Origin of the sequence: Enterococcus sp. AZ109 (genome assembly GCF_051714625.1) — a bacterium.
Taxonomy (GTDB): domain Bacteria; phylum Bacillota; class Bacilli; order Lactobacillales; family Enterococcaceae; genus Enterococcus_A.
In genome coordinates this window covers 416,901-436,230 of the sequence record NZ_JBIOSF010000001.1, presented here as the reverse complement: position 1 = coordinate 436,230, position 19,330 = coordinate 416,901, and the positions used below count along the sequence as shown (strand labels likewise).

The window sequence follows — 19,330 nt, the reverse complement described above, 5'->3', positions numbered from 1 at the left end:
TCAGGTTTTGTGAAAAAGTCTTACCTTACTAAAGGTTTACTGTAGCTTAACCACTTCAAACTAATGCTCTTCCAATTTTTCCGCCCAACGAAACAGCTTACTGGAATGATAAAATTTCAGCAGCAATTCTCCTTCATTCACATCACCAATCAACTCTCCAATATGCTTGAGTTTTTGCTGCATGGTATTTCGATGAATATACAAGCACTCAGCAGATTTCCGGATATTGCAGCTATTCTCAAGATAGGCGACGAGTACTTCTTCAAAATTGGTCTGATGAATCGTGTCATATTCTCGAATAATCTTAAATTCCTGACATAAGTATAAATCGTAATTGATGTCTTTAGGCAGTTTGTACAGAAGCGTACTGACTAGAAAATCATTGACATCAATCAAACCAAATTTATTCTTTTTTAAAATATTAAGTACATGAAAAGTGTCTACAGCCTGATGATAATAAATAGGCAAGTCGTACAAGTCTGTAAATAAGGGAGAGCATATGGCAGCAAGATTGTTCTTTTTAAGCAAGGTACTGATTTTCTTCTTAGCCCTATCAAGCTCTCGTTCATTGTCCGAATTAATCACTAGGATAACATTCTCGTTATAAATCACGCTCTTGCTGATAGAGACCGTTTCATCTATCTTTCGCTGTAAGTATTGATCGTAATAGACACTACTATCATCTTTCTTCAATGGCACAAAGATTAAATGAAACAGCTTTTTAGTATGCCAGTTAGCAGCAGTAAGGCGTTCTTGGAACACTTCATTTCGAGGAATTCTAGACTCCAGCAGTTGCAACATAATACTTTCATGAATATGATTGCTTAAGCTTAGATCTTCATAGCGAGAGGCTGCAAATGCGACTTCTAAAATCTTACATAAAATCTCAACTAAAATAATATCTTCTTCCGAAATTTGTTTGTTTGCTTGGAATAGGCCAAAGTAGGCAATGATTTTATTGTCCCCCTTCAACTTTTGAATAATTCTTGGAACCTCTTTACCAACACTATAATCGATAAACACTGGCTGATCATTCTCATGAACAGAGGAGGTCACACCGTCTCTTCGGAACAAGCGAATGGACTCGGCACTGCAATATCCGTATTTTTCAGCATCATTCCAAACTAGATCATCAAAAGGCTGGCCAGTTGGGTTACTCATATGAATCACGCGATAACTGGAGCTGGTCAAAATAATTGGGTTTTCAAAAAGGGTTGCAGCAGTATGTAATAAATCGATCATATCTCTTGAATTGTGAAAAGAATCATAAAGTCTCAATTTGCTATCTTCGATGAATTTCGCGTTCATGGTCGTCCTCCTGAGTGCATTTTGACTATTATAGTATCACAGATATGTTATCCTGCACATTGTTTGCGAGAAAAACAGATGCTAGAATTTACTCATGTTAATAAATTAACAAGGGGGAGTAGCGTATGAAGACGAATTATCCAAATCTATTTTCACGGGGACAAATTGGGACACTGAAGCTGAAAAATCGCATGGTAATGGCACCGATGGGGACCTTCTCTGAAAATCGAGATGGCACGCCGTCAAAGGCGCAGCTGGATTACTACGAAGCACGTGCCAAAGGTGGTTTAGGAATGATCATCACAGAGGTGCAGTACGTCACCAACAAGACTGATCCGTGGATCGATTACATCACGACGGCTGGTACCGACGAGCAAATGAAAGGCTGGGCATTGCTGACTGAAGCAATTCATGCCCACCAGTGTAAAGTCTGTATTCAATTGGGCTGCGGCTTAGGAAGAAATGCCTTCCCATTTTCAGATGATCAAATGGTTAGCGCGTCTGAAGTGCCATCCTTCTATTTTCCAGATCAGTTGTGTCGGGCATTTACGATTGAAGAAATTAAAGATATCATTGAAAGCTTTAGAATTGCTGCAAAGAACGCCATTGTTGCAGAAGCAGATGCGGTGGAAATTCATGCCCACAGCGGCTATATTCTCGACCAGTTCATGACACCTGCTTGGAACAAACGGACGGATGAATACGGTGGCAGCTTTGAAAACAGAATGAGAATTGTAAGAGAAATTTATCAAGTGATTCGGGAAGAAGTTGGACCAGATTTTCCAGTTTTACTGAGAATGGCTGCTTACCACGATTTTGATGGCGGAAGAACCTTGGAAGAAAGTATCGAAATCGCAAAATATGTAGAAAACTTAGGCGTTGATGCTCTAGATATCGATCTAGGCTGTTACGAAAGAAAACAATGGGTAGTGCCGGCCATTTATGCTGGAGATTCTTGTATGGCTGAAGCCGCTTATGAGATTAAAAAGGTCGTAGATATTCCTGTCTTGAATGCGGGAAGTCATACACCGGAATCGGCAGAACAGTTAATTGCCGATGGAAAAATTGATTTTGCCATGTTTGGTCGCCAAGTGATTGCCGATCCAGACATGCCTGATAAGCTTAAAAACAATCAGCGAGAAGATGTTAGACCTTGTTTGTTGTGTAATGAAGTTTGTGTTAGACGTTTGTATCAAAACCGAGTCATTTCTTGTGCCATCAATCCGCAAGCTGTTTTTGAAGCGAATTATCCATTAACTCCAGCTGAGAACAAACGAACGGTTGCGGTTATTGGAGGTGGACCTGGCGGGATGGAAGCCGCTCGTGTGGCAGCAATTAAGGGACACACTGTAACCATTTATGAAAAAAGCGATCGATTAGGCGGTCAATTAGTAGCAGCATTAACTCCGCCATTCAAATCTAGATTGCGGGCATTTGTGGAATGGCAAAAACGGCAATTGAAAAAGTTAGGTGTTACAGTGGTCTACAACAAAGAAATTACCGAAGCTTCGCTTGAACTGGCTGAAGCCGATGAAGTAATCATCGCTGTCGGAGCAGTTTCAATCAAACCGAACATTCCAGGAATTGATCTTCCAAATGTTGTCGATGTAATGGAAGCTCATCTAAATGCTGAAAAAATCCAAGGGGATAAAGTAATCGTAGCCGGCGGCGGACTTTCAGGCTGTGATAGTGCTCTGGAGCTGGCCATGGATGGAAAACAAGTAGCAATCGTTGAGATGTTAGATGAGATTGCACCAAATGCTCTGTTGGATAATCGTAATCCATTGCTTTTCAAATTAGAAGATTACAAGGTAGAACTGAAAACGGGGCATAAAATCACTGAATTTAGAGAAGGTAGTATCGTTGTAGAACACGACAATGTTATCGAAGAATTAACTGCAGATACTGTGATTACCTCCTTCGGTACAAAAAGCTTAAGTGATGCAGCCAACAAAATTGCGGACAAATATCCTAATGCCGCTATAGTCGGCGATTGTGATGAAATTGGACAAGTTGCTGAAGCAGTTCGAGGCGGATTCTTTGCCGGTTGGGCAATCAGATAATTAAATTAAAGTTGAAAGTGTATGAAATGGCGGAAAGACGTCCATTGCATACACTTTTTTTGCAGCTAAGTATCTTTGAATTTCAAGTTATCTACCAGAATTAGCACGGTTACTATCGCAAATTAAAAGAAGTTCTGCATTATGGAAAAGCAAAAATTTAGTAGTAGGCATCTGATGATTGCGGTGGCTTATTTTATCCTTACCAGGGCTGCGGTTGTTGTTGGCAGCATTTTTTCAAAGTAATCGGTATTTTCTTCGTGATGATTAGTGTCATCTATTTTTTATCTGAAGAAAAGAAAAAAATCGTGGCTAAAGCTGTTTTAAAACAAAAAAACATCGAGCCAGAAATGCTCGATGCTAAAGCAATACGAATTGCCCCTGCCAAGGTATTAGTAGTATATCATAGGATAAAAATCACTGCTAGAACTTCAAGGATTTCTTGAATTTTCGCGTTTTTTTCGCTGCCCATTCGTAGTGGCTGGAGGTGGCAGAAACAAAATAGCTGCCTAAAGTACTTCCGCCAACCCAAGGAAACATGCCTTTAGTGAACAATTCACCATTTGAAAATGGTTCGGCCAGCTTAATGACTGCAGCATGGCTTTCTTTCAACAAAACTAGTGCATCCTCATAGGAAGTATTTTGATGTTTTTCCCAAAACTCAACATTCATCTCACCGTAAGACTTCCAATTGTAGCCTTCTTTCAAAAACGGTTTTTCAATTCCTGCAAGATTCGCATTCACCCAGTTAAGCAGCAGCTGATGCCATTCATATAAATGGATTAATACATCCCGAAGATTCTTGTCTCTCTCCCAGTGGGCACCTTTTTCCTTAGACACATCAAAAGTAAACGTTCTATTTACGTGATCAGTTGGTATGGAGTCCAAAAGATTCATTAATTTGTTAAACGAGTCATTTCCTGTTTGAATTAGGTCGCTCTTAGTAGTCGGTCTTGCCATTGAGAATTCCTCCTTGAGTTCTGATAAGATAATTTTGCAGAGCGTTAGATGATGAGATTCAACCCATCTAACTTATATTCTTATTGTAAGCCAATACGTAACGTGCTGGTCAAGGAAAAACAAAAAAACAGAAAACTACTGGCTATTACTTATTTTATCCGTCGATTGCTGCGGCACCGAACGCTGACAGCAGGATATTCAGACTTGTCAGCGGGCTTTTTATGTTAACGAGTATCGCTTATCTGTACATCAGCAGTAGCACAGCTAATTCCTTCCAAAAAAGCTATTCGTTTTCAGCCCTTGCTGGCAAACTTTGCATCAGAGCATAGAAATGGTTGGCATCGCCTGTACGAAAATAATCATACCAAGCAGCTAGTGTATCTGGTTGAAAAACATCTAAATACTCAATGATCTGTCTCGTCCAAAGTAAAATTCCTGTAGAACTAGCAGTGATAAGATTACTATCGGTTACAGATGGCTGGTCGATATAAAAACTTATTCCTTTATATTCTGGTGCCACCATTTCAAGAAAGCCGGGTCCATTGCTAGTATGTGAGCGAGTATCCAATAATCCAAAGTTAGCAAGAGCAGCAGTAGCTCCGCAAATTGCACCCACCAGAGCACCGAAATCTAGAAATTCAACTGCTTTTTTAAGAATAGCGGTATGCTTCGAATTGTTCCATGTATCTGACCCAGGTAACAACAAGACATTTGTTTTGCTCACAATAATTTCATCAATTAGACAATCAGGTACGATCGTCAGTCCACCCATCGTTTTGAATGGCTCTTTAGAACTTCCGACCATTTTGAGGGAAACTTGAGGTGCATCTTTTTTGAAAAAGCGTCCCGAATTCAACTCCGCAATCAGATACCCCCATTCCCAATCAGCTAAACCTTCAAGAACATAAACGTAAATTGTCGACATAATTTTCCTCCATTTTCATTATATAAGTAAATCCCCTTGTTTCTAAATTCAGTATACTTGGCAATTGTTGACACCTGTATGGCAACAATCTAAACTAAGTAGAAGAACTTTTGAAAGGCGGCCACAAAATGAAGGTTAACAGGCTAATCAGCATCATCATGATCCTCCTCGATAAAAAGCGGATAAGCGCTCAAGAATTGGCAGAGATGTTTGAAGTTTCGCCCCGTACCATCTACCGGGATATTGACACAATCAACCTAGCAGGGATTCCGATTCGCTCAACTCCAGGTGTGGGCGGTGGCTTTGAAATTATGGAAAAATATAAAATGGATCGTAAGGTCTTTTCCACGGATGATCTTTCGACTCTATTAACGGGACTGTCTAGTCTGTCCAACGTAATCCAAGGTGACGAGCTGGTAAATGCTCTTGCGAAGGTAAAAAGCTTTGTACCAGCCACCGCCGCAAAGGATATTGAACTAAAAACCAATCAAACTTCCATCGATCTAAGTCCTTGGATGGGTAATCGCAACATTCAAGCCTATTTAGCGACGATCAAAAACGCCTTGCAGGAGAATCAGCTGGTGACCTTTGAATATGCTGACAGCCAAGGCAATAAAACCACACGAACAGTCGAGCCCTATCAGTTGGTGTTAAAAAATAGTCATTGGTACTTTCAAGGATATTGTCGCAGCAGAAGTGATTATCGTTTGTTTAAGCTAACTCGTATATCCAACCTGCAACTAAAACAGGAATACTTCACCCCACGAGAATATCAAAAACCGCAGCTGGACATGACGGATATGATGGCGACAATGCAAACAACCATCAAAATTCGGATTCACCAATCAGTGATGGACGGAGTGCTAGATTTTTGTCCCTTTGAAGAGTTTACGCCAGATGGAGACGAGCATTATATCGTAAACTTTCCTTTTATCGAGAATGATTACTACTATAATAGTCTGTTCAGTTTGGGCGACAAATGCGAGTGTTTAGAGCCGCCCCATGTCCGAGCAGAAATGAAACGCAAGGCTCAAGCGATAGCTGCTTTGTATGAAAATTAAAAATCAAATTCTCCACTCATCCCTCCACCCAAGGAGAAATCAGCCATATGGTTGATTCATCTTTGGGTGTTTTTTTGTACGATGAATGTATCGAAGGAGGCAACAACTATGAAACCATTAATCAAAGTTACGCAACTAACCAAAGCCTATGATAAAAAAGAAGTCTTGCATGGCATCACTTTTGAAATCAAACAAGGGGAGATTCTTTGCTTGCTAGGTCCAAACGGTGCAGCCAAAAGCACCACCATCAATATGCTATGCGGTTCACTGAGTTTTGACCAAGGTGAAATTCTTTACAAAGGGCAGTCCATCAAGCAGCTAAAAAAAGCTTTCAAAGCAGAGCTCGGGATGGTACCACAGGATATAGCCATTTATGAAGACTTGAGTGCTGAGCAGAATGTCCGTTTCTTCGCCTCGTTGTACGGATTAAAAGGAGCAGCTTTAAAAGAAGGAATTAACTTTGCGCTGGAATCTGTCGGTTTGTTGGAGCATCGCAAAGAAAAAGCTCGGACATTTTCCGGCGGAATGAAGCGGCGGTTGAATATCGCCTGCGCCATTGCCCATCATCCAACACTCTTAATCATGGATGAGCCAACAGTCGGGATCGATCCCCAATCCCGCAATCATATCTTGCAGTCCATTCGAAAGATGCAAGCTGGCGGCATGACCATTCTCTACACAACCCACTATATGGAAGAGGTGGAGGAGATTTCTACCCGGATCATTATTATGGATCATGGTTCTATTATCGCAGAAGGGACCAAAGAGGAGCTGAAGGGCAAAAACCAAGAACGTAAAATTCTGGTTGAACTGGAGGCTCCCCATACCCAAACATTTGATGAATTCTATCAAATTGAAGGGATCAAAGATATTTCGCTTTCCCAAAATGATTTAACGATTACTGCTATCAAAGGGATTGAAAATCTGGATCATATTATTCAGTCTTTGCTTCAACGAAAAGAGAAAATTCAAAATATTGCGATTCAAACAGACAATTTGGAGACCGTCTTTCTTGATTTGACAGGGCGTTCGTTAAGAGATTAAGAAAGGGGAGAGAAGGATGTATCGCTTTGTAAAAATGATTCAACGAGACTTTATGAATCTGTTATTGAACCCGACTTGGCTGATGTTTTGCTTAGGGTTTCCATTTTTGCTAGTTTCGATTATTGGTTTTATGACGAAGGGGCTATATGGCGGCAATTTCACTAGCTATGATTATTATGGTGTCACCCTGATGTTTTACTCGGCTTTGTATACAGGCACGTTTTCGGCTAATAGTTTTATGGAGGAACGGATCAAGCAAGCCAATCTGCGCAGTCTATACACCCCCATCAGTCAGTGGGAAGTTCCTCTAGCTAAGACGTTAGCAACTTTTTTCTATACGCTAATTTTCTACACCTTCATTGGATGTGTGCTGATGTTTTTGTTTCAAGTGAACTATGGAACAGAAATCTTCAAACTATGGCTGCTATTTGCTGGTACAAATTTTGCCAGCAGCAGTTTAGGAGTATTGATGTGTTGCATCTTTAAAAGTGAAGGAGTAGCTAATCAAATCTTGAGTATCATTACCAATATAGTTGCGATTACTGCTGGTCTGTTATTTCCGGCGAGCGCTTTAGGTGAAACATTTTCGAAGATAAGCCAAGCATTGCCTGTTTCAAAAGTCGTTCAAATGGCGTTCCAACTGATTTATGACAATAATAGCCAACATTTTCTGATTACCTTAGCTGGAATCGGGATCGTATCAGTGCTCTTGGTTTTTGCTTCACAAATGGCCTTTAAAGCAGAGGCGTACTTATGATAGAACTAATGAAAAATCATCTATTAAGAGCGCAAGAAAAGAAAGCCCGACTGCTGATGATGGTGGGACTAATCGTGGTGGCGTTCGGGCTAGCGTTGTTTTTAAACAATCGTACTCAGGCGAATTTAAATTTAGCCGTCGTGGGGAACAATCCATCAATGGTTCAGTCGGATTCGTTGAAAATTACTAAACTAGAGACCGTGCCGCCAGCGTCCGATTTGGTTATGGGCAAGTATGATGCTGTGGTGGATTTTTCCAGTGGGGAACCTGAAATTACCACTTTTAAAGATCAGTCTTTTAAGGACCGTCTGAAAATGATGGTAGCAGGCGAGAGTGGTAGCAGTGCTTCGGCGGTAAAAAAGCAGAGTAAAGCATCTCGTATTTTAGGCTATATTTTGATGTTCTTGTTAATGGCAGGCGTGACCAATACCTTTGTTTATACCGAAGACAAAGAGCGGCACTTGATGGAGCGCATGATTGCCAGTGGCCTTTCTCAAGGAAAGTTGTTTGTATCCTATGTTATTTTTCTATTTTGCCTATTAGTTGTTCCGACTTTTCTGATCTTTGTTTTGGCTGATAGGCTGTTCTCTGTTGACCTAGGTATGTCCTTAGCTAACTACGTATTTCTGATTGGGTTAATTTGTCTGATTGGTACCAGCTTTGCCTTATGCAATGCAGCTTTTTTTAAAGATGGCGACCAAGCCAGTATGATTGGCTCCATGATTTTAGTGATAACCAGTCTGGTTTCGGGAAGTTTTTTCTCCCTAAGTAATGAAGAAAACTGGTGGAATGGTATAATCAATATGCTACCGCAAAAACAATTTTTGCAACTAGTCGAATACGTTAGTAGCGGCGAAAGCATTCAAAGCAATTATCTTGTGATCGTTTACCTGCTAGGACTTAGCGGCATCTTCTTATCCATCGCCATCACAAAAAATCGCCGAACGTACTTACGATAGCTATAAAAAGTAACTACTGAAAGGACCACTCTATGAAGAAATTAGTCAGCAGCCGTATTACACCGCCAGTGTTAAAAAAGAATAGCATCACTCGAGCTGGTCTGATCAGAAAGATTGAGGGGGGCTTTGATAAAAAAGTGCTGGTCCTGGAAGCCGGTGCAGGTCATGGTAAGACTTCGAGCTTAAGGCAAGCTCTAACCAGCTTAAAGGAAAGCCAATGGTGCTGGTTAAGCTTAGCCAACGAAAGCAATGATTCTACGACTTTCTGGAGCTACATACTGGAAACTACCAGCTCTTTTTTAGCTGGAGAAAAGGATGCAGCTTATGATTATTTTCAACAATGTCTGCAAGCGGGCAGCTTTACCGATTTTGGTCTGTTCCTAGTAGAGTTATTGCCGCAGGATCAGGAGATTTATCTCATCTTGGATGATTTTCATTTCGTCACTGATAAGCAAATAGCAGATTCGTTAGATGTCTTTATCGCAGCGCTGCCAATGAACCTGCATTTAGTGCTTATTACTCGGTATAAGCCAGCTGTTTATTTGGGACAATTAATGTTGGAGCAAGACCTCCAGTATTTGACGGAAAAAGATTTTCTGCTGTCAGACCTGGAAGCCAATGAATTGATTACGTTGAATGGCTTTGGCAGCTTGTCTTTGGAAATTCGTCAAGAATTGGTGATTAAGGCCAATGGTTGGTTAGGCGGCTTACAACTGCTATTGTTGTCCAGTGATTTTTCTAATCAACAGCGGGGGAATCAGGCTAAGCGCATCGTTTCAGATTATTTGGCTAAAGAAATATTGGATAACCTGCCAAAAAAAGAACGTAATTTTCTGATTCACACAGCGTATTATCCCTTTGTTTTTTCCGAGTTAAGTCAAGCCGTATTCCCAGATATCGTTTATTCAGAGATGCTAAAAAGACTGCAGGAGCAGAATTTGATGCTAACGGTTCTAAGCGGTGAAAAGGAACGTTTTACCTATCATCCCTTACTGCGGGAGGCATTCGTGGAAACCTTTATGCAGCAACCGCAATCAGAAATCAATGCCCAACTGACTGTCGGTGCCGCTGTTTTCCGGGAAGCCGGCTATTTAGATGAGTGCCTAAGTTTGCTATTGGAACTAAAGGATTATTCTAAAATAATGGAAATCATTGTGAACCAGCCGCAAAACCTGCGAACAACTTTCTACATCCAACAAGTGCCTGATGAAATAGCGACAAAAAATATCGACTTTGCTTTTCAGAAATTATTCTATTACTACATTAGATTAGATTATAAAAAATTAGAGGAACTGATAGCTGAGCTAGAAAGAAGTTATCCTGATTTGCAAGAAATCGGTGCCTTTGATGGAATGCGGTTGCTTTTAGGAAGCGACTTTGAACAGATGCAAAGGATCGTACTTAGCAAAGAAGAAATTCTAGCCTTGCCGTTGAACAATGTGTCTAAAGCCTTTTTATACTTAAAGGGCGCCATGATATTATATTACGCCAATGATTTTCGCAAAGCCCTAGAATATGTCTATGAAAGTCGGGTGTTAAATCGAAATAGCGGCGATTTTTTTATCAATTACATGAGTCAGACCTTTCTCGCTCAAATTTATGAAGAAATCGGTGACTTTAAACAAAGTCTGCATTTGTTGTTTGGTACCTATGATGAATTGGGTCATTACAGTAATGGTGGGAAGGAAACAGCCAACTATCATTTGAGTTTTGACTTAACCATCGCAGGTGTCTATTTGAAAAAAATGGCGCTCGCAGAAGCCGAAGCATCCTTGGCAAAATTAACACGGCAAAAGCATCCCCACATGCGGGCCTCGTATCTCTACAATTATGCTGTGCTGTTGTACCTGAAGGATGAAACCGAAGCGGCTTTAGAAGTCGTCCGGCAACTCTTTTCAACGGATTATTATCAAAATCCCAGAACAAATTCAGGTCTGCTTCGCTATATGTTGAAAAGTGATCAACTATCTGTCGAAAAACAAGAAGACCTTATTGGTGACTACAAGAAAGAAAAACAGCTATCTATCAGTAATACTTTATTTTACGGTATGCTACTATCAGCTGGGAATCAAAATGAAAAAGCAAGAGGCATCACCGATGATTTACTAGAAATTTGCCGTAAAGAACGGATTTATTTACGGATCATCGGCGCCGATTTGCTAAAAATTGAGCTGCTGCTAAAGGAGCAAGCTATTAATAAACGAGTACTTTGCAATTTGTACCACGAAGCCATTCATTACGGTAACGAATACGAAATCCTAAGTGAATTTTTCATCTATCGCAAGGAATTAAGTTGCTTGATCAAAGAAATGGGCAACGAGCTGTTAGAAAATTTAAACACCGAAGAACGCTTATTCCATCAAAAAATTTTGAAGCTACTGCAGTTGGGCAAAGTGCAAATACTAAGTCATCGTGAAATGGATGTTCTTAACGAGTTGGCGTTAGGACTTACTAACAAAGAAATTTCTGCTAAGCTCTATATATCTGTAGCAACTACGAAAACTCACATACTGAATATTTACCGCAAGTTGGAAGTTAATAGTCGGGTACAGGCGATTGAAGAAGCCCGGCGGTTGGGTATTTTGAATGAATAGTCATTTCTCCAAATCAATCGGCTGAATACCGAAAGAAATTGTCTCATTATCAAGCAATGGAAAAAATGAATGATTTGAATCATTAATTATCAAATACCACAATCTATATACGCTCTTATTCTTAGGCAGTGCTAGCATAAGTAATTACTTTAGAATAAAGTTCTGGTGACTAAGTTCTTTTCATTATAGAATTGTCAAAGAACGCAGTCTCTATTCATTAATTGACCAAATACATCACCGCGATAAAAATCAGTTTATACTGATTTTTATTGGGAGTTATTCAGCACTAGGTGGGTCATGAGGATTATCTGGATATCGCGCCTGTTGCTGATGCCTGTTTCTACGATGAAACATTTCTTTGATAAAATTGTAAGAGCTTAAGCGTTTTTTCGGCGCAAGCTCTTTTATTTGTGACTCTTCACTGTCATGAATTGTTAAATCTGTTTCAGAAGCTACTACTGAATCTCCCTTCTTTGATAAGGGAACATGAGACACGCGGGGAATTTCTCGGTAGTTGCTTTGTGCCTTCATTTCTTCTAATTTCTGTTGATTATCCACTTCCTCGACTTTCTTTTCTTCCGGTACTTCAACTTGCTCGGTGACTGGCATGCGATTCAATAACGATTGATTCAAAGTAACGGGTTCGTTGGCATCGCCGAAAAATTCCTCCTTTTCGAAAATCGGTGTTTCAATCGTTTCGACGTATTGGGCGCTGACTACTTCTTGGAACAAAGCCACACCGTCTTTTTCAAAGAGATCTAAGGTGGTTAGTAGTTCTAAATTTTCTTTGACTACTTCGGGACTTAAGTCAATATTTGGGTCTTTCATTATTAAGTTATGTTTCTTTCCAGCATCGTTGAGGAAGGTTCCAACTAATTTAATCATTCTAATAACTCCTTTCGTAAGTTTTTGGCATAGAGGGACAGGACAATGTGTTAGCAGTCTCAAGGTACCGCTGTTTCAGACGGACGGAATTGAGCAATAAGTGAGCCAGCGATGGACTTGGCTTTTTCAATGAAATTGCGAATGGGAAAGACTCTTAAACATAATTTCTTCCATTCAGACGCATCAAAATATTCAGCGAAGTAATAGAAGAATCGTTTCATAGTTCTGGTTGCTTTAGTTTTCGTGAAGAGATACTTCACTAGATCCTGCAAGACCAATGCAAATTCCTCTGCGCCTAGCTGGTAGCGGACCCGTAAAGCCAGCAATAATTTAATAGTAGTGGCACCATCTTGCGTTTCGTCGTAATATTCGCCGATACGCTGTTCAAGTGTTTCGCGAGTGAGATTGAAGATTTGATAGTCAGTGAATGGTTGTTGTGACATAGTAATACCTACTTTCTTTTTTTAGTGATTTTTCTTCTAATTGTTATTTTCATTCGATCAATTTTTTATGGTTGTATTTTTGATTTTTTATGAGTTGTGTTCTATCTGCGGCCGTTGACTAAAAGATAAACCGTTTTTCCAGAAAAAACAACGTGTCCTTATTTGCAAAAGACCCCTCTTATTTGCACAGCAAAAATACAGAAATGCGATCATAGCAAGTTTTCAAAATTTTTCTATTAGAAAAAAGTGCAAATAAGAGGGGGGTAAAAATATTTAGCGATTTAGTCAAAAAGCGAGCAAAAATGACTGTGAATATGTTCTTATATGCTTCCTTAAATCGTAGTAAACAAGAGGGATCTATTTGTTTTCTAGTTATTTAAACGTATTTAATCGTTTCCTACTATTTTGTCTGTTGATGAGATGCTCTTCAGAAAACTTGGAAACAGCTCTACTTGTTGGCTGATGCCCTGCCAATCGTTTCTAAGTTTTCGCATTCTGTTATTTTCCCTCTGCTGTCTTTTTTTGGTGTTAATCTAATATTTCGTTTTTTTGTCCCGGGCGTTGATTAAAAGATAAATCATTTTTCAAGAAAAGACAAAAGCGCTAACGTGCAAAAGACCCCTCTAACGTGCACGTTAAAAATAGAAGAATGTTGATAAATCAATGTTTTTGATTTTTAAGGGTGCACGTTAGAGGGGGTAAAAAAAGTTAGCGAGTTGGTAGAAAAAGGCATAAAAAAAGACTGATCCATTTTCTAAGAGCATTCAAACTTTCCCTTGATATGATTTTGGTTATTCTTTTCTGTGTTATTTAATGGACTTGGATAGATGGGGGATTTCCTTGGTTATATTTTAACTAACATCTGTCGAGATTTTAATAAGTAGTTTCATTAGCAGCACTTGCTCAATTTGCCGCCTTGCTAGTCAATTTGTGGTAAAATAGACTGGAATGGAGTGAAAGCTTTTGGATAATTATAGTTACCCAATCGATCCTGAGTGGAGTAGAGAAGAAATGATCGCAGTGATTGATTTTCTGAACTTAGTTGAACAAGCTAATGAAACTGGTGTGGAGACGCAGGTTTTTTTAACTGGTTATCAAAAATTTAAACAGGTAATTCGCAGCATTGGTGAAGAAAAGAAAATCGGACGTGAGTTTGAACAAGTAAGCGGCTATTCACTGTACCGAACAGTCCAAGCTGCCAAACAAGAGCCGAAGAAGCGATTCAAATTAAGTTAATTAGGATAGCAAGTTAAATTGAACTTATATAGTAGGAGGATAATATGGAAAGAGAAATTATACAGTGGATTTATGAAGCAGGTGGGAAGATTAAAGACGCATTGAAAGAAGACACCTTGCAGGTGGATCACAAATCAGGCAGAACGGATATTGTAACAAATGTGGATAAAGAAATTCAGGACTTTCTAGTAAGTAAAATTGAAGCATTTGACCCTGAGGCAAAAATTTTGGGCGAAGAAAATGGACAAGATACTACGCCTATTGATAAGGGGCGTGTTTTTGTAATTGATCCAATTGATGGGACCTTAAATTTTGTGTATCAAAAGGAGAACTTTTGTATCATGATTGCCGTCTTTGAAGAGGGGGTTGGCCAGTTAGGCTTCATCTATGATGTAATGAGAGACGACTTATTCTGGGGTGGTCCTAAGGTAAATGCAGTTTATCATAATGAAGAAAAAATTTCAGCGCCTGCTAATAAGAAGTTAGAAGAAGGTTTGTTGGGCGTGGGTGTTTCAATTTATGCGAATAATTACCAACATACCAAAGATATTGGTGTGCAAACGATGGGAGTAAGAGTTCTTGGTTGTGCAGGATTAGATTTCATAGCTATCTTGAAGGGAACTCAAATTGGCTACTTAAGTTTATTGAGCCCGTGGGATTATGCTGCAGGAAAAGTGATGATGGATCATTTTGGAATGGCGACTTGTGGAGCAAATCAGCAACCTTTAAAATTCTCTGGTCGGGAATATTTTATGGGGTTGACACCGGCAGCGATGGAGCAGGCAAAAGCGTATAAAGATTAAGAAGTATAAGTTTTCAGAAAAAATGAAAATGTTTTACTAACAATTCACCTGAATATCTGCTATAATGGCTTGTCGAGTGACTTGTTACAAGAAAAGGAGCAATTTATAGTGAAATACAGAGATGATATTCGTAACGTTGCAATTATCGCCCACGTCGATCATGGGAAAACAACGTTAGTGGATGAAATGTTGAAACAATCAGATACGTTAGACAGCCACGTAAGCTTACAAGAACGGGCAATGGATTCAAATGCGTTAGAAAAAGAACGCGGCATTACCATTCTTGCTAAAAATACAGCAGTAAACTACAAAGATTATAAAATCAACATTATGGACACACCAGGACACGCGGACTTCGGCGGCGAAGTTGAACGGATTATGAAAATGGTTGACGGCGTATTATTAGTTGTCGATGCCTATGAGGGTACCATGCCTCAGACTCGTTTTGTGTTGAAAAAAGCGTTGGAACAACATTTGATTCCAATCGTAGTTGTAAACAAAATTGACAAACCTTCTGCTCGTCCAGAAGCGGTTGTTGATGAAGTATTGGAATTATTTATTGAACTAGGTGCGGATGACGATCAATTGGATTTCCCAGTGATCTATACTTCAGCGATCAACGGAACTTCAAGTTTGTCTGATAATCCAGAAGACCAAGAAGATACAATGGTTCCAATTTTCGATACCATTATCGAAAAAATTCCTGCACCAGTTGACAACAGTGATGATCCATTGCAATTCCAAGTGTCTCTATTGGACTACAATGATTATGTTGGACGTATCGGAATTGGTCGTATTTTCCGTGGAAAAATCAGCGTTGGTGACCAAGTGTCATTGATTAAACTAGATGGTACAATCAAGAACTTCCGAGTGACTAAAATCTTTGGTTTCTTTGGTTTGAAACGTTTGGAAGTCAAAGAAGCGAAAGCCGGCGATTTGATTGCTTTGTCAGGAATGGAAGACATCTTTGTTGGAGAAACAGTAACACCTGTAGACCATCAAGATGCGTTGCCAATTCTGCACATTGACGAACCTACGTTGCAAATGACTTTCTTGACTAACAATTCGCCATTTGCGGGCCGTGAAGGTAAATACGTTACTTCTCGTAAAATTGAAGAACGTTTAATGTCTGAATTGCATACCGATGTTTCGTTGCGCGTAGAGCCAACTGACTCTCCTGATGCTTGGATCGTTTCTGGTCGTGGCGAATTGCATTTGTCGATCATGATCGAAAATATGCGTCGTGAAGGTTACGAATTACAAGTATCTCGCCCAGAAGTTATTGAGCGTATGGTAGATGGCGTTCGTTGTGAACCATTTGAGTTGGTTCAAATTGACACTCCTGAAGAATATATGGGTAGTGTAATTGAAGCTTTGGGTCAACGTAAAGCAGAAATGCAAGACATGATCCATTCTGGTAATGGTCAAGTTCGTTTGGTATTCTTAGCTCCAGCTCGTGGTTTGATCGGTTTCACCACTGAATTCTTATCAATGACTCGCGGCTATGGTATTATGAATCACACCTTTGATCAATACTTGCCAAAAATCCAAGGAAACTTAGGCGGCCGTCGTAACGGTGCGTTGGTTTCTGTTGATAACGGCAAAGCAACAACTTACTCAATCATGAGTGTGGAAGAACGTGGAACTGTCTTTGTTGAACCTGGTACTGAAGTTTATGAAGGCATGATCGTCGGCGAAAACAGCCGTGACAAAGACCTTGGCGTAAACATCACTAAAGCAAAACAAATGACTAACGTTCGTTCTGCTAACAAAGATCAAACGTCTGTGATCAAAAAACCGCGTGACTTGTCATTGGAAGAATCATTAGAATTCTTGAATGATGATGAATATTGTGAAATCACACCAGAAAGCATTCGTTTGCGTAAACAAATCTTGAATAAAGCGGAACGTGAAAAAGCTGCGAAGAAAAACAAAGTGATTGAAGCGTAAAGTTCAAAATAATGATGGGAGCTCCTGACTGTGAAGTTAGGGGTTCTTTTTTTGGGAAAATTTAAGAGATTTAATGCAGGCGGGCTTCTTTTTGCGTATGTGAATGAAAACCCAATTTTGATAGAGAAGCTGTCGCCATGGATACCAACGGTGACAGCCTATCTATGAATATTGCTTTAAGCCTACTGAAAAAGGCTACCGATCGATTTGATTGCAAAATCAACTAGATTATCAGTCGAAGAGATATAAGATCACTTAAACTAGTGACAGGTGGAAAAGTAATTTATTAGTTTAATAATATGAGGATGATAGAACAATGAAGTTTTTAACTGGGAAGTTAGCTTGAATTGAAACTTCAGTGCTCTTTTTGATAATAAGTAAACAAGTAAATGATTATTAAATAAGATAATAATATCGCAATTGAAAATAGAGGTAATCACTATCTATTAGAAAACTCCCTTACCCCATAATACAAAGGGGTATCACAGGGTAATATATTTTATTAACAAGAGATATCTCGGTGGGAAGTTGTGAGGTCAATATAAGAGTAACCGTAACCAAAATGGTAAAACAGTTTGAAGCAAATAGTGGTGTTTTAATGTTTTTTTTGTTATGTTTCACATCTCTCTTATGTTTCATGGAAGCCAGCGGAAAAAAATGCGGAATGAGCAGTTTTCATAGGATATTTCGGGTTTGTCATCTTGTTGTAATATTCGCCACCTGTGTACAACTTGAAAATCCGAACAAAGAATTTAATTAAAGCTTAGTTGCTCCTTTTTTTCTCCTTTTTGCATTTTTTCTGTGCTATAATATTGAAACTAAGGATAGGAGGGAAGCAAAATGGAACCTATTTCTTCTGATTTTGCCGTAAAAATATTAATTGATGATGCCAAGCGCATCAAACTGCTGATTCAAAATCAACACAATAGTTTGTGTATTTCGCAGTGTAAGGCGTTTGAAGAAGTTGTTGATACACAAATGTATGGCTTCTCGCGTCAAGTATTCTTCGCAGAACGGATTGGTATTCTTAAAAAAGGAGAAGGCCAACAAATGTTAAGCGATTTAGAATCTGAATTGAATCGTTTGTACACTGAGCTGTACGAAAACCGTCAAGAAACTAATGAAACTAGCAAGGAGGCATAATCCTTGCCGAAGTCCAAGTTAAGGAAGCGTCACTTTTTAGATTATAGTATTTTAATTCCGTATTTAATTTTGTCCGTTGTTGGATTGATTTTTGTGTATAGTTCTACCTCATATTTACAAATTGTTCAAGGCGGAGATCCGGCCTCTTATGTAAAAAATCAGTCTATTTTTTGGCTGTTGAGTCTGATCGTCATTATATTAATGTACAAAATGAAAACCGATGTTTTAAAAAGTCAGCAATTAATTGTTTTTGCAACGTTGATAATCTTTGTCCTGTTGATTCTTACGCCTTTTATCGGTGAGGAGGTCAACGGTGCTAAGGGCTGGCTTAATTTTTTTGGATTTAGTTTGCAACCGGCAGAATATTTGAAGATTATGGTGGTTTGGTATTTGGCTTACATATTATCTAAGCGCCAAGAAACGATACAAGATAACTTTTGGGCAGATATGAAACGGCCTTTACTTTTAGTTTTCCTTATGGTTTTTTTAGTCGTTATTCAACCTGATATGGGGAATGCCGCAATCATCACATTGTTAGCAATAATTTTGCTGCTGGCAAGTGGTGTCAATTGGTTTTACACCGTGATTATCGGTGGTGCTGGCGTTGGAGTAAGTTTTCTAATGATTGAGCTATTAACTCATTTTGGTCGACACATTATTCCAGAACGTTTTCAGTATATTGTTAGTCGTTTTGAAGTATTTAAAAATCCTTTTATTGATGAATTGGATCAAGGACATCAATTGGTTAATGGGTATTATGCGATGTTTAATGGAGGCTGGTTCGGTCGCGGACTAGGCAACAGCATTGAGAAAAAAGGTTTTTTAAGTGAAGCGCACACCGACTTTATCTTCGCCATTGTGGCTGAAGAGGTTGGTCTAATTGGTGCATTAGTTATTTTAGCTCTGTTAATCTTTATGATTATACGGATCTTTTTAGTGGGAATTCGATCGAAGAAACCATTTAATTCATTGATTTGCATTGGGATCGGAAGTTTATTTTTATTACAGGTTTTTATTAATCTTGGTGGTTTGCTAGGTTTGATTCCACTGACTGGGATTACCTTCCCGTTTTTAAGTCAAGGTGGGAACAGCCTATTAGTTTTGTCTGTTGGTGTTGCGTTTGCGCTAAATATTAGTGCGGATGAGAAACGGACGAAACTTGCAATAGAATATGAATATTTGAAAAGTCAGGAGTGAAGTGA

At 39.2% G+C, this 19,330-nt stretch carries 16 protein-coding genes; 11 read left to right on the top strand and 5 right to left on the bottom strand.

From position 1 onward, the window contains the following. Positions 1–60: 60 nt before the first annotated feature. On the bottom strand, positions 61–1,308 hold the full coding sequence (locus IGI42_RS02090) for a PucR family transcriptional regulator (RefSeq protein WP_438713984.1): 1,248 nt from the start codon (positions 1,306–1,308) through the stop codon (positions 61–63). 125 nt (positions 1,309–1,433) lie between these two features. On the opposite strand from IGI42_RS02090, the gene IGI42_RS02085 reads away from it, so the two are divergent. Beyond that, entirely contained in the window at positions 1,434–3,371 is a 1,938-nt protein-coding gene (locus IGI42_RS02085) for an FAD-dependent oxidoreductase (RefSeq protein ID WP_438713982.1), read from the top strand. Between the two features lie 420 nt (positions 3,372–3,791). Here the strand turns inward: IGI42_RS02085 and IGI42_RS02080 are convergent, their stop codons facing one another. Continuing rightward, on the bottom strand, positions 3,792–4,328 hold the full coding sequence (locus IGI42_RS02080) for a ClbS/DfsB family four-helix bundle protein (RefSeq protein ID WP_438713980.1): 537 nt from the start codon (positions 4,326–4,328) through the stop codon (positions 3,792–3,794). 283 nt (positions 4,329–4,611) lie between these two features. Next, entirely contained in the window at positions 4,612–5,253 is a 642-nt protein-coding gene (locus IGI42_RS02075; RefSeq protein ID WP_438713979.1) for a type 1 glutamine amidotransferase family protein, read from the bottom strand. A gap of 128 nt (positions 5,254–5,381) precedes the next feature. Between IGI42_RS02075 and IGI42_RS02070 the strand changes: the two genes are divergently transcribed. From IGI42_RS02070 to IGI42_RS02050, 5 genes are all read left to right on the top strand, one after another. Next, positions 5,382–6,314, top strand: coding sequence for a helix-turn-helix transcriptional regulator (locus tag IGI42_RS02070; protein WP_438713977.1), 933 nt, complete (start codon positions 5,382–5,384; stop codon positions 6,312–6,314). Between the two features lie 108 nt (positions 6,315–6,422). After that, entirely contained in the window at positions 6,423–7,358 is a 936-nt protein-coding gene (locus IGI42_RS02065; RefSeq protein ID WP_438713976.1) for an ABC transporter ATP-binding protein, read from the top strand. Positions 7,359–7,374: 16 nt separating this feature from the next. Then, complete coding sequence (locus IGI42_RS02060; protein WP_438713974.1) at positions 7,375–8,115, top strand: ABC transporter permease; 741 nt, start codon at positions 7,375–7,377, stop codon at positions 8,113–8,115. Then, positions 8,112–9,074: an ABC transporter permease gene (locus IGI42_RS02055; RefSeq protein WP_438713972.1), complete on the top strand. Its 963-nt coding sequence runs from the start codon at positions 8,112–8,114 to the stop codon at positions 9,072–9,074. The genes IGI42_RS02060 and IGI42_RS02055 overlap by 4 nt, the downstream gene beginning before the upstream one ends. A gap of 32 nt (positions 9,075–9,106) precedes the next feature. After that, positions 9,107–11,668, top strand: coding sequence for a LuxR C-terminal-related transcriptional regulator (locus IGI42_RS02050; protein ID WP_438713971.1), 2,562 nt, complete (start codon positions 9,107–9,109; stop codon positions 11,666–11,668). Positions 11,669–11,944: 276 nt separating this feature from the next. Here the strand turns inward: IGI42_RS02050 and IGI42_RS02045 are convergent, their stop codons facing one another. Both IGI42_RS02045 and IGI42_RS02040 read right to left on the bottom strand, forming a co-directional pair. Continuing rightward, on the bottom strand, positions 11,945–12,553 hold the full coding sequence (locus IGI42_RS02045) for a DUF2922 domain-containing protein (protein WP_438713969.1): 609 nt from the start codon (positions 12,551–12,553) through the stop codon (positions 11,945–11,947). Positions 12,554–12,612: 59 nt separating this feature from the next. Then, positions 12,613–12,996 (bottom strand): hypothetical protein, encoded by a 384-nt coding sequence (locus IGI42_RS02040; RefSeq protein ID WP_438713967.1) that lies wholly within the window; start codon positions 12,994–12,996, stop codon positions 12,613–12,615. Positions 12,997–13,959: 963 nt separating this feature from the next. Between IGI42_RS02040 and IGI42_RS02035 the strand changes: the two genes are divergently transcribed. The 5 genes from IGI42_RS02035 (at position 13,960) to IGI42_RS02015 (ending at position 19,325) form a co-directional block, all read left to right on the top strand. After that, positions 13,960–14,232 carry a UPF0223 family protein gene (locus IGI42_RS02035; protein WP_438713966.1) on the top strand — a complete coding sequence of 91 codons (273 nt, stop codon included), beginning with the start codon at positions 13,960–13,962 and terminating at the stop codon, positions 14,230–14,232. Positions 14,233–14,276: 44 nt separating this feature from the next. Then, a complete protein-coding gene (locus IGI42_RS02030; RefSeq protein WP_438713965.1) occupies positions 14,277–15,035 on the top strand; it encodes an inositol monophosphatase family protein in 759 nt (252 codons plus the stop codon). A 108-nt stretch (positions 15,036–15,143) separates the two neighbouring features. Beyond that, positions 15,144–16,985, top strand: coding sequence for a translational GTPase TypA (gene typA, locus IGI42_RS02025; protein WP_438713963.1), 1,842 nt, complete (start codon positions 15,144–15,146; stop codon positions 16,983–16,985). A gap of 840 nt (positions 16,986–17,825) precedes the next feature. Then, positions 17,826–18,128, top strand: a complete 303-nt coding sequence (locus IGI42_RS02020) for a DUF1507 family protein (protein WP_438713962.1) — start codon at positions 17,826–17,828, stop codon at positions 18,126–18,128. Between the two features lie 3 nt (positions 18,129–18,131). Further along, positions 18,132–19,325, top strand: coding sequence for an FtsW/RodA/SpoVE family cell cycle protein (locus tag IGI42_RS02015; protein ID WP_438713961.1), 1,194 nt, complete (start codon positions 18,132–18,134; stop codon positions 19,323–19,325). Positions 19,326–19,330 lie beyond the last annotated feature (5 nt).

Bases quoted from the DNA above. Each gene is read 5' to 3' on its own strand.
- IGI42_RS02030 (WP_438713965.1), top strand. From the start codon at position 14,277: ATGGAAAGAGAAATTATACAGTGGATTTATGAAGCAGGTGGGAAGATT.
- IGI42_RS02045 (WP_438713969.1), bottom strand. From the start codon at position 12,553: ATGATTAAATTAGTTGGAACCTTCCTCAACGATGCTGGAAAGAAACAT.
- IGI42_RS02060 (WP_438713974.1), top strand. From the start codon at position 7,375: ATGTATCGCTTTGTAAAAATGATTCAACGAGACTTTATGAATCTGTTA.
- IGI42_RS02050 (WP_438713971.1), top strand. From the start codon at position 9,107: ATGAAGAAATTAGTCAGCAGCCGTATTACACCGCCAGTGTTAAAAAAG.
- IGI42_RS02040 (WP_438713967.1), bottom strand. From the start codon at position 12,996: ATGTCACAACAACCATTCACTGACTATCAAATCTTCAATCTCACTCGC.
- IGI42_RS02020 (WP_438713962.1), top strand. From the start codon at position 17,826: ATGGAACCTATTTCTTCTGATTTTGCCGTAAAAATATTAATTGATGAT.
- IGI42_RS02075 (WP_438713979.1), bottom strand. From the start codon at position 5,253: ATGTCGACAATTTACGTTTATGTTCTTGAAGGTTTAGCTGATTGGGAA.
- IGI42_RS02090 (WP_438713984.1), bottom strand. From the start codon at position 1,308: ATGAACGCGAAATTCATCGAAGATAGCAAATTGAGACTTTATGATTCT.
- IGI42_RS02070 (WP_438713977.1), top strand. From the start codon at position 5,382: ATGAAGGTTAACAGGCTAATCAGCATCATCATGATCCTCCTCGATAAA.
- IGI42_RS02085 (WP_438713982.1), top strand. From the start codon at position 1,434: ATGAAGACGAATTATCCAAATCTATTTTCACGGGGACAAATTGGGACA.
- IGI42_RS02065 (WP_438713976.1), top strand. From the start codon at position 6,423: ATGAAACCATTAATCAAAGTTACGCAACTAACCAAAGCCTATGATAAA.
- IGI42_RS02055 (WP_438713972.1), top strand. From the start codon at position 8,112: ATGATAGAACTAATGAAAAATCATCTATTAAGAGCGCAAGAAAAGAAA.
- IGI42_RS02080 (WP_438713980.1), bottom strand. From the start codon at position 4,328: ATGGCAAGACCGACTACTAAGAGCGACCTAATTCAAACAGGAAATGAC.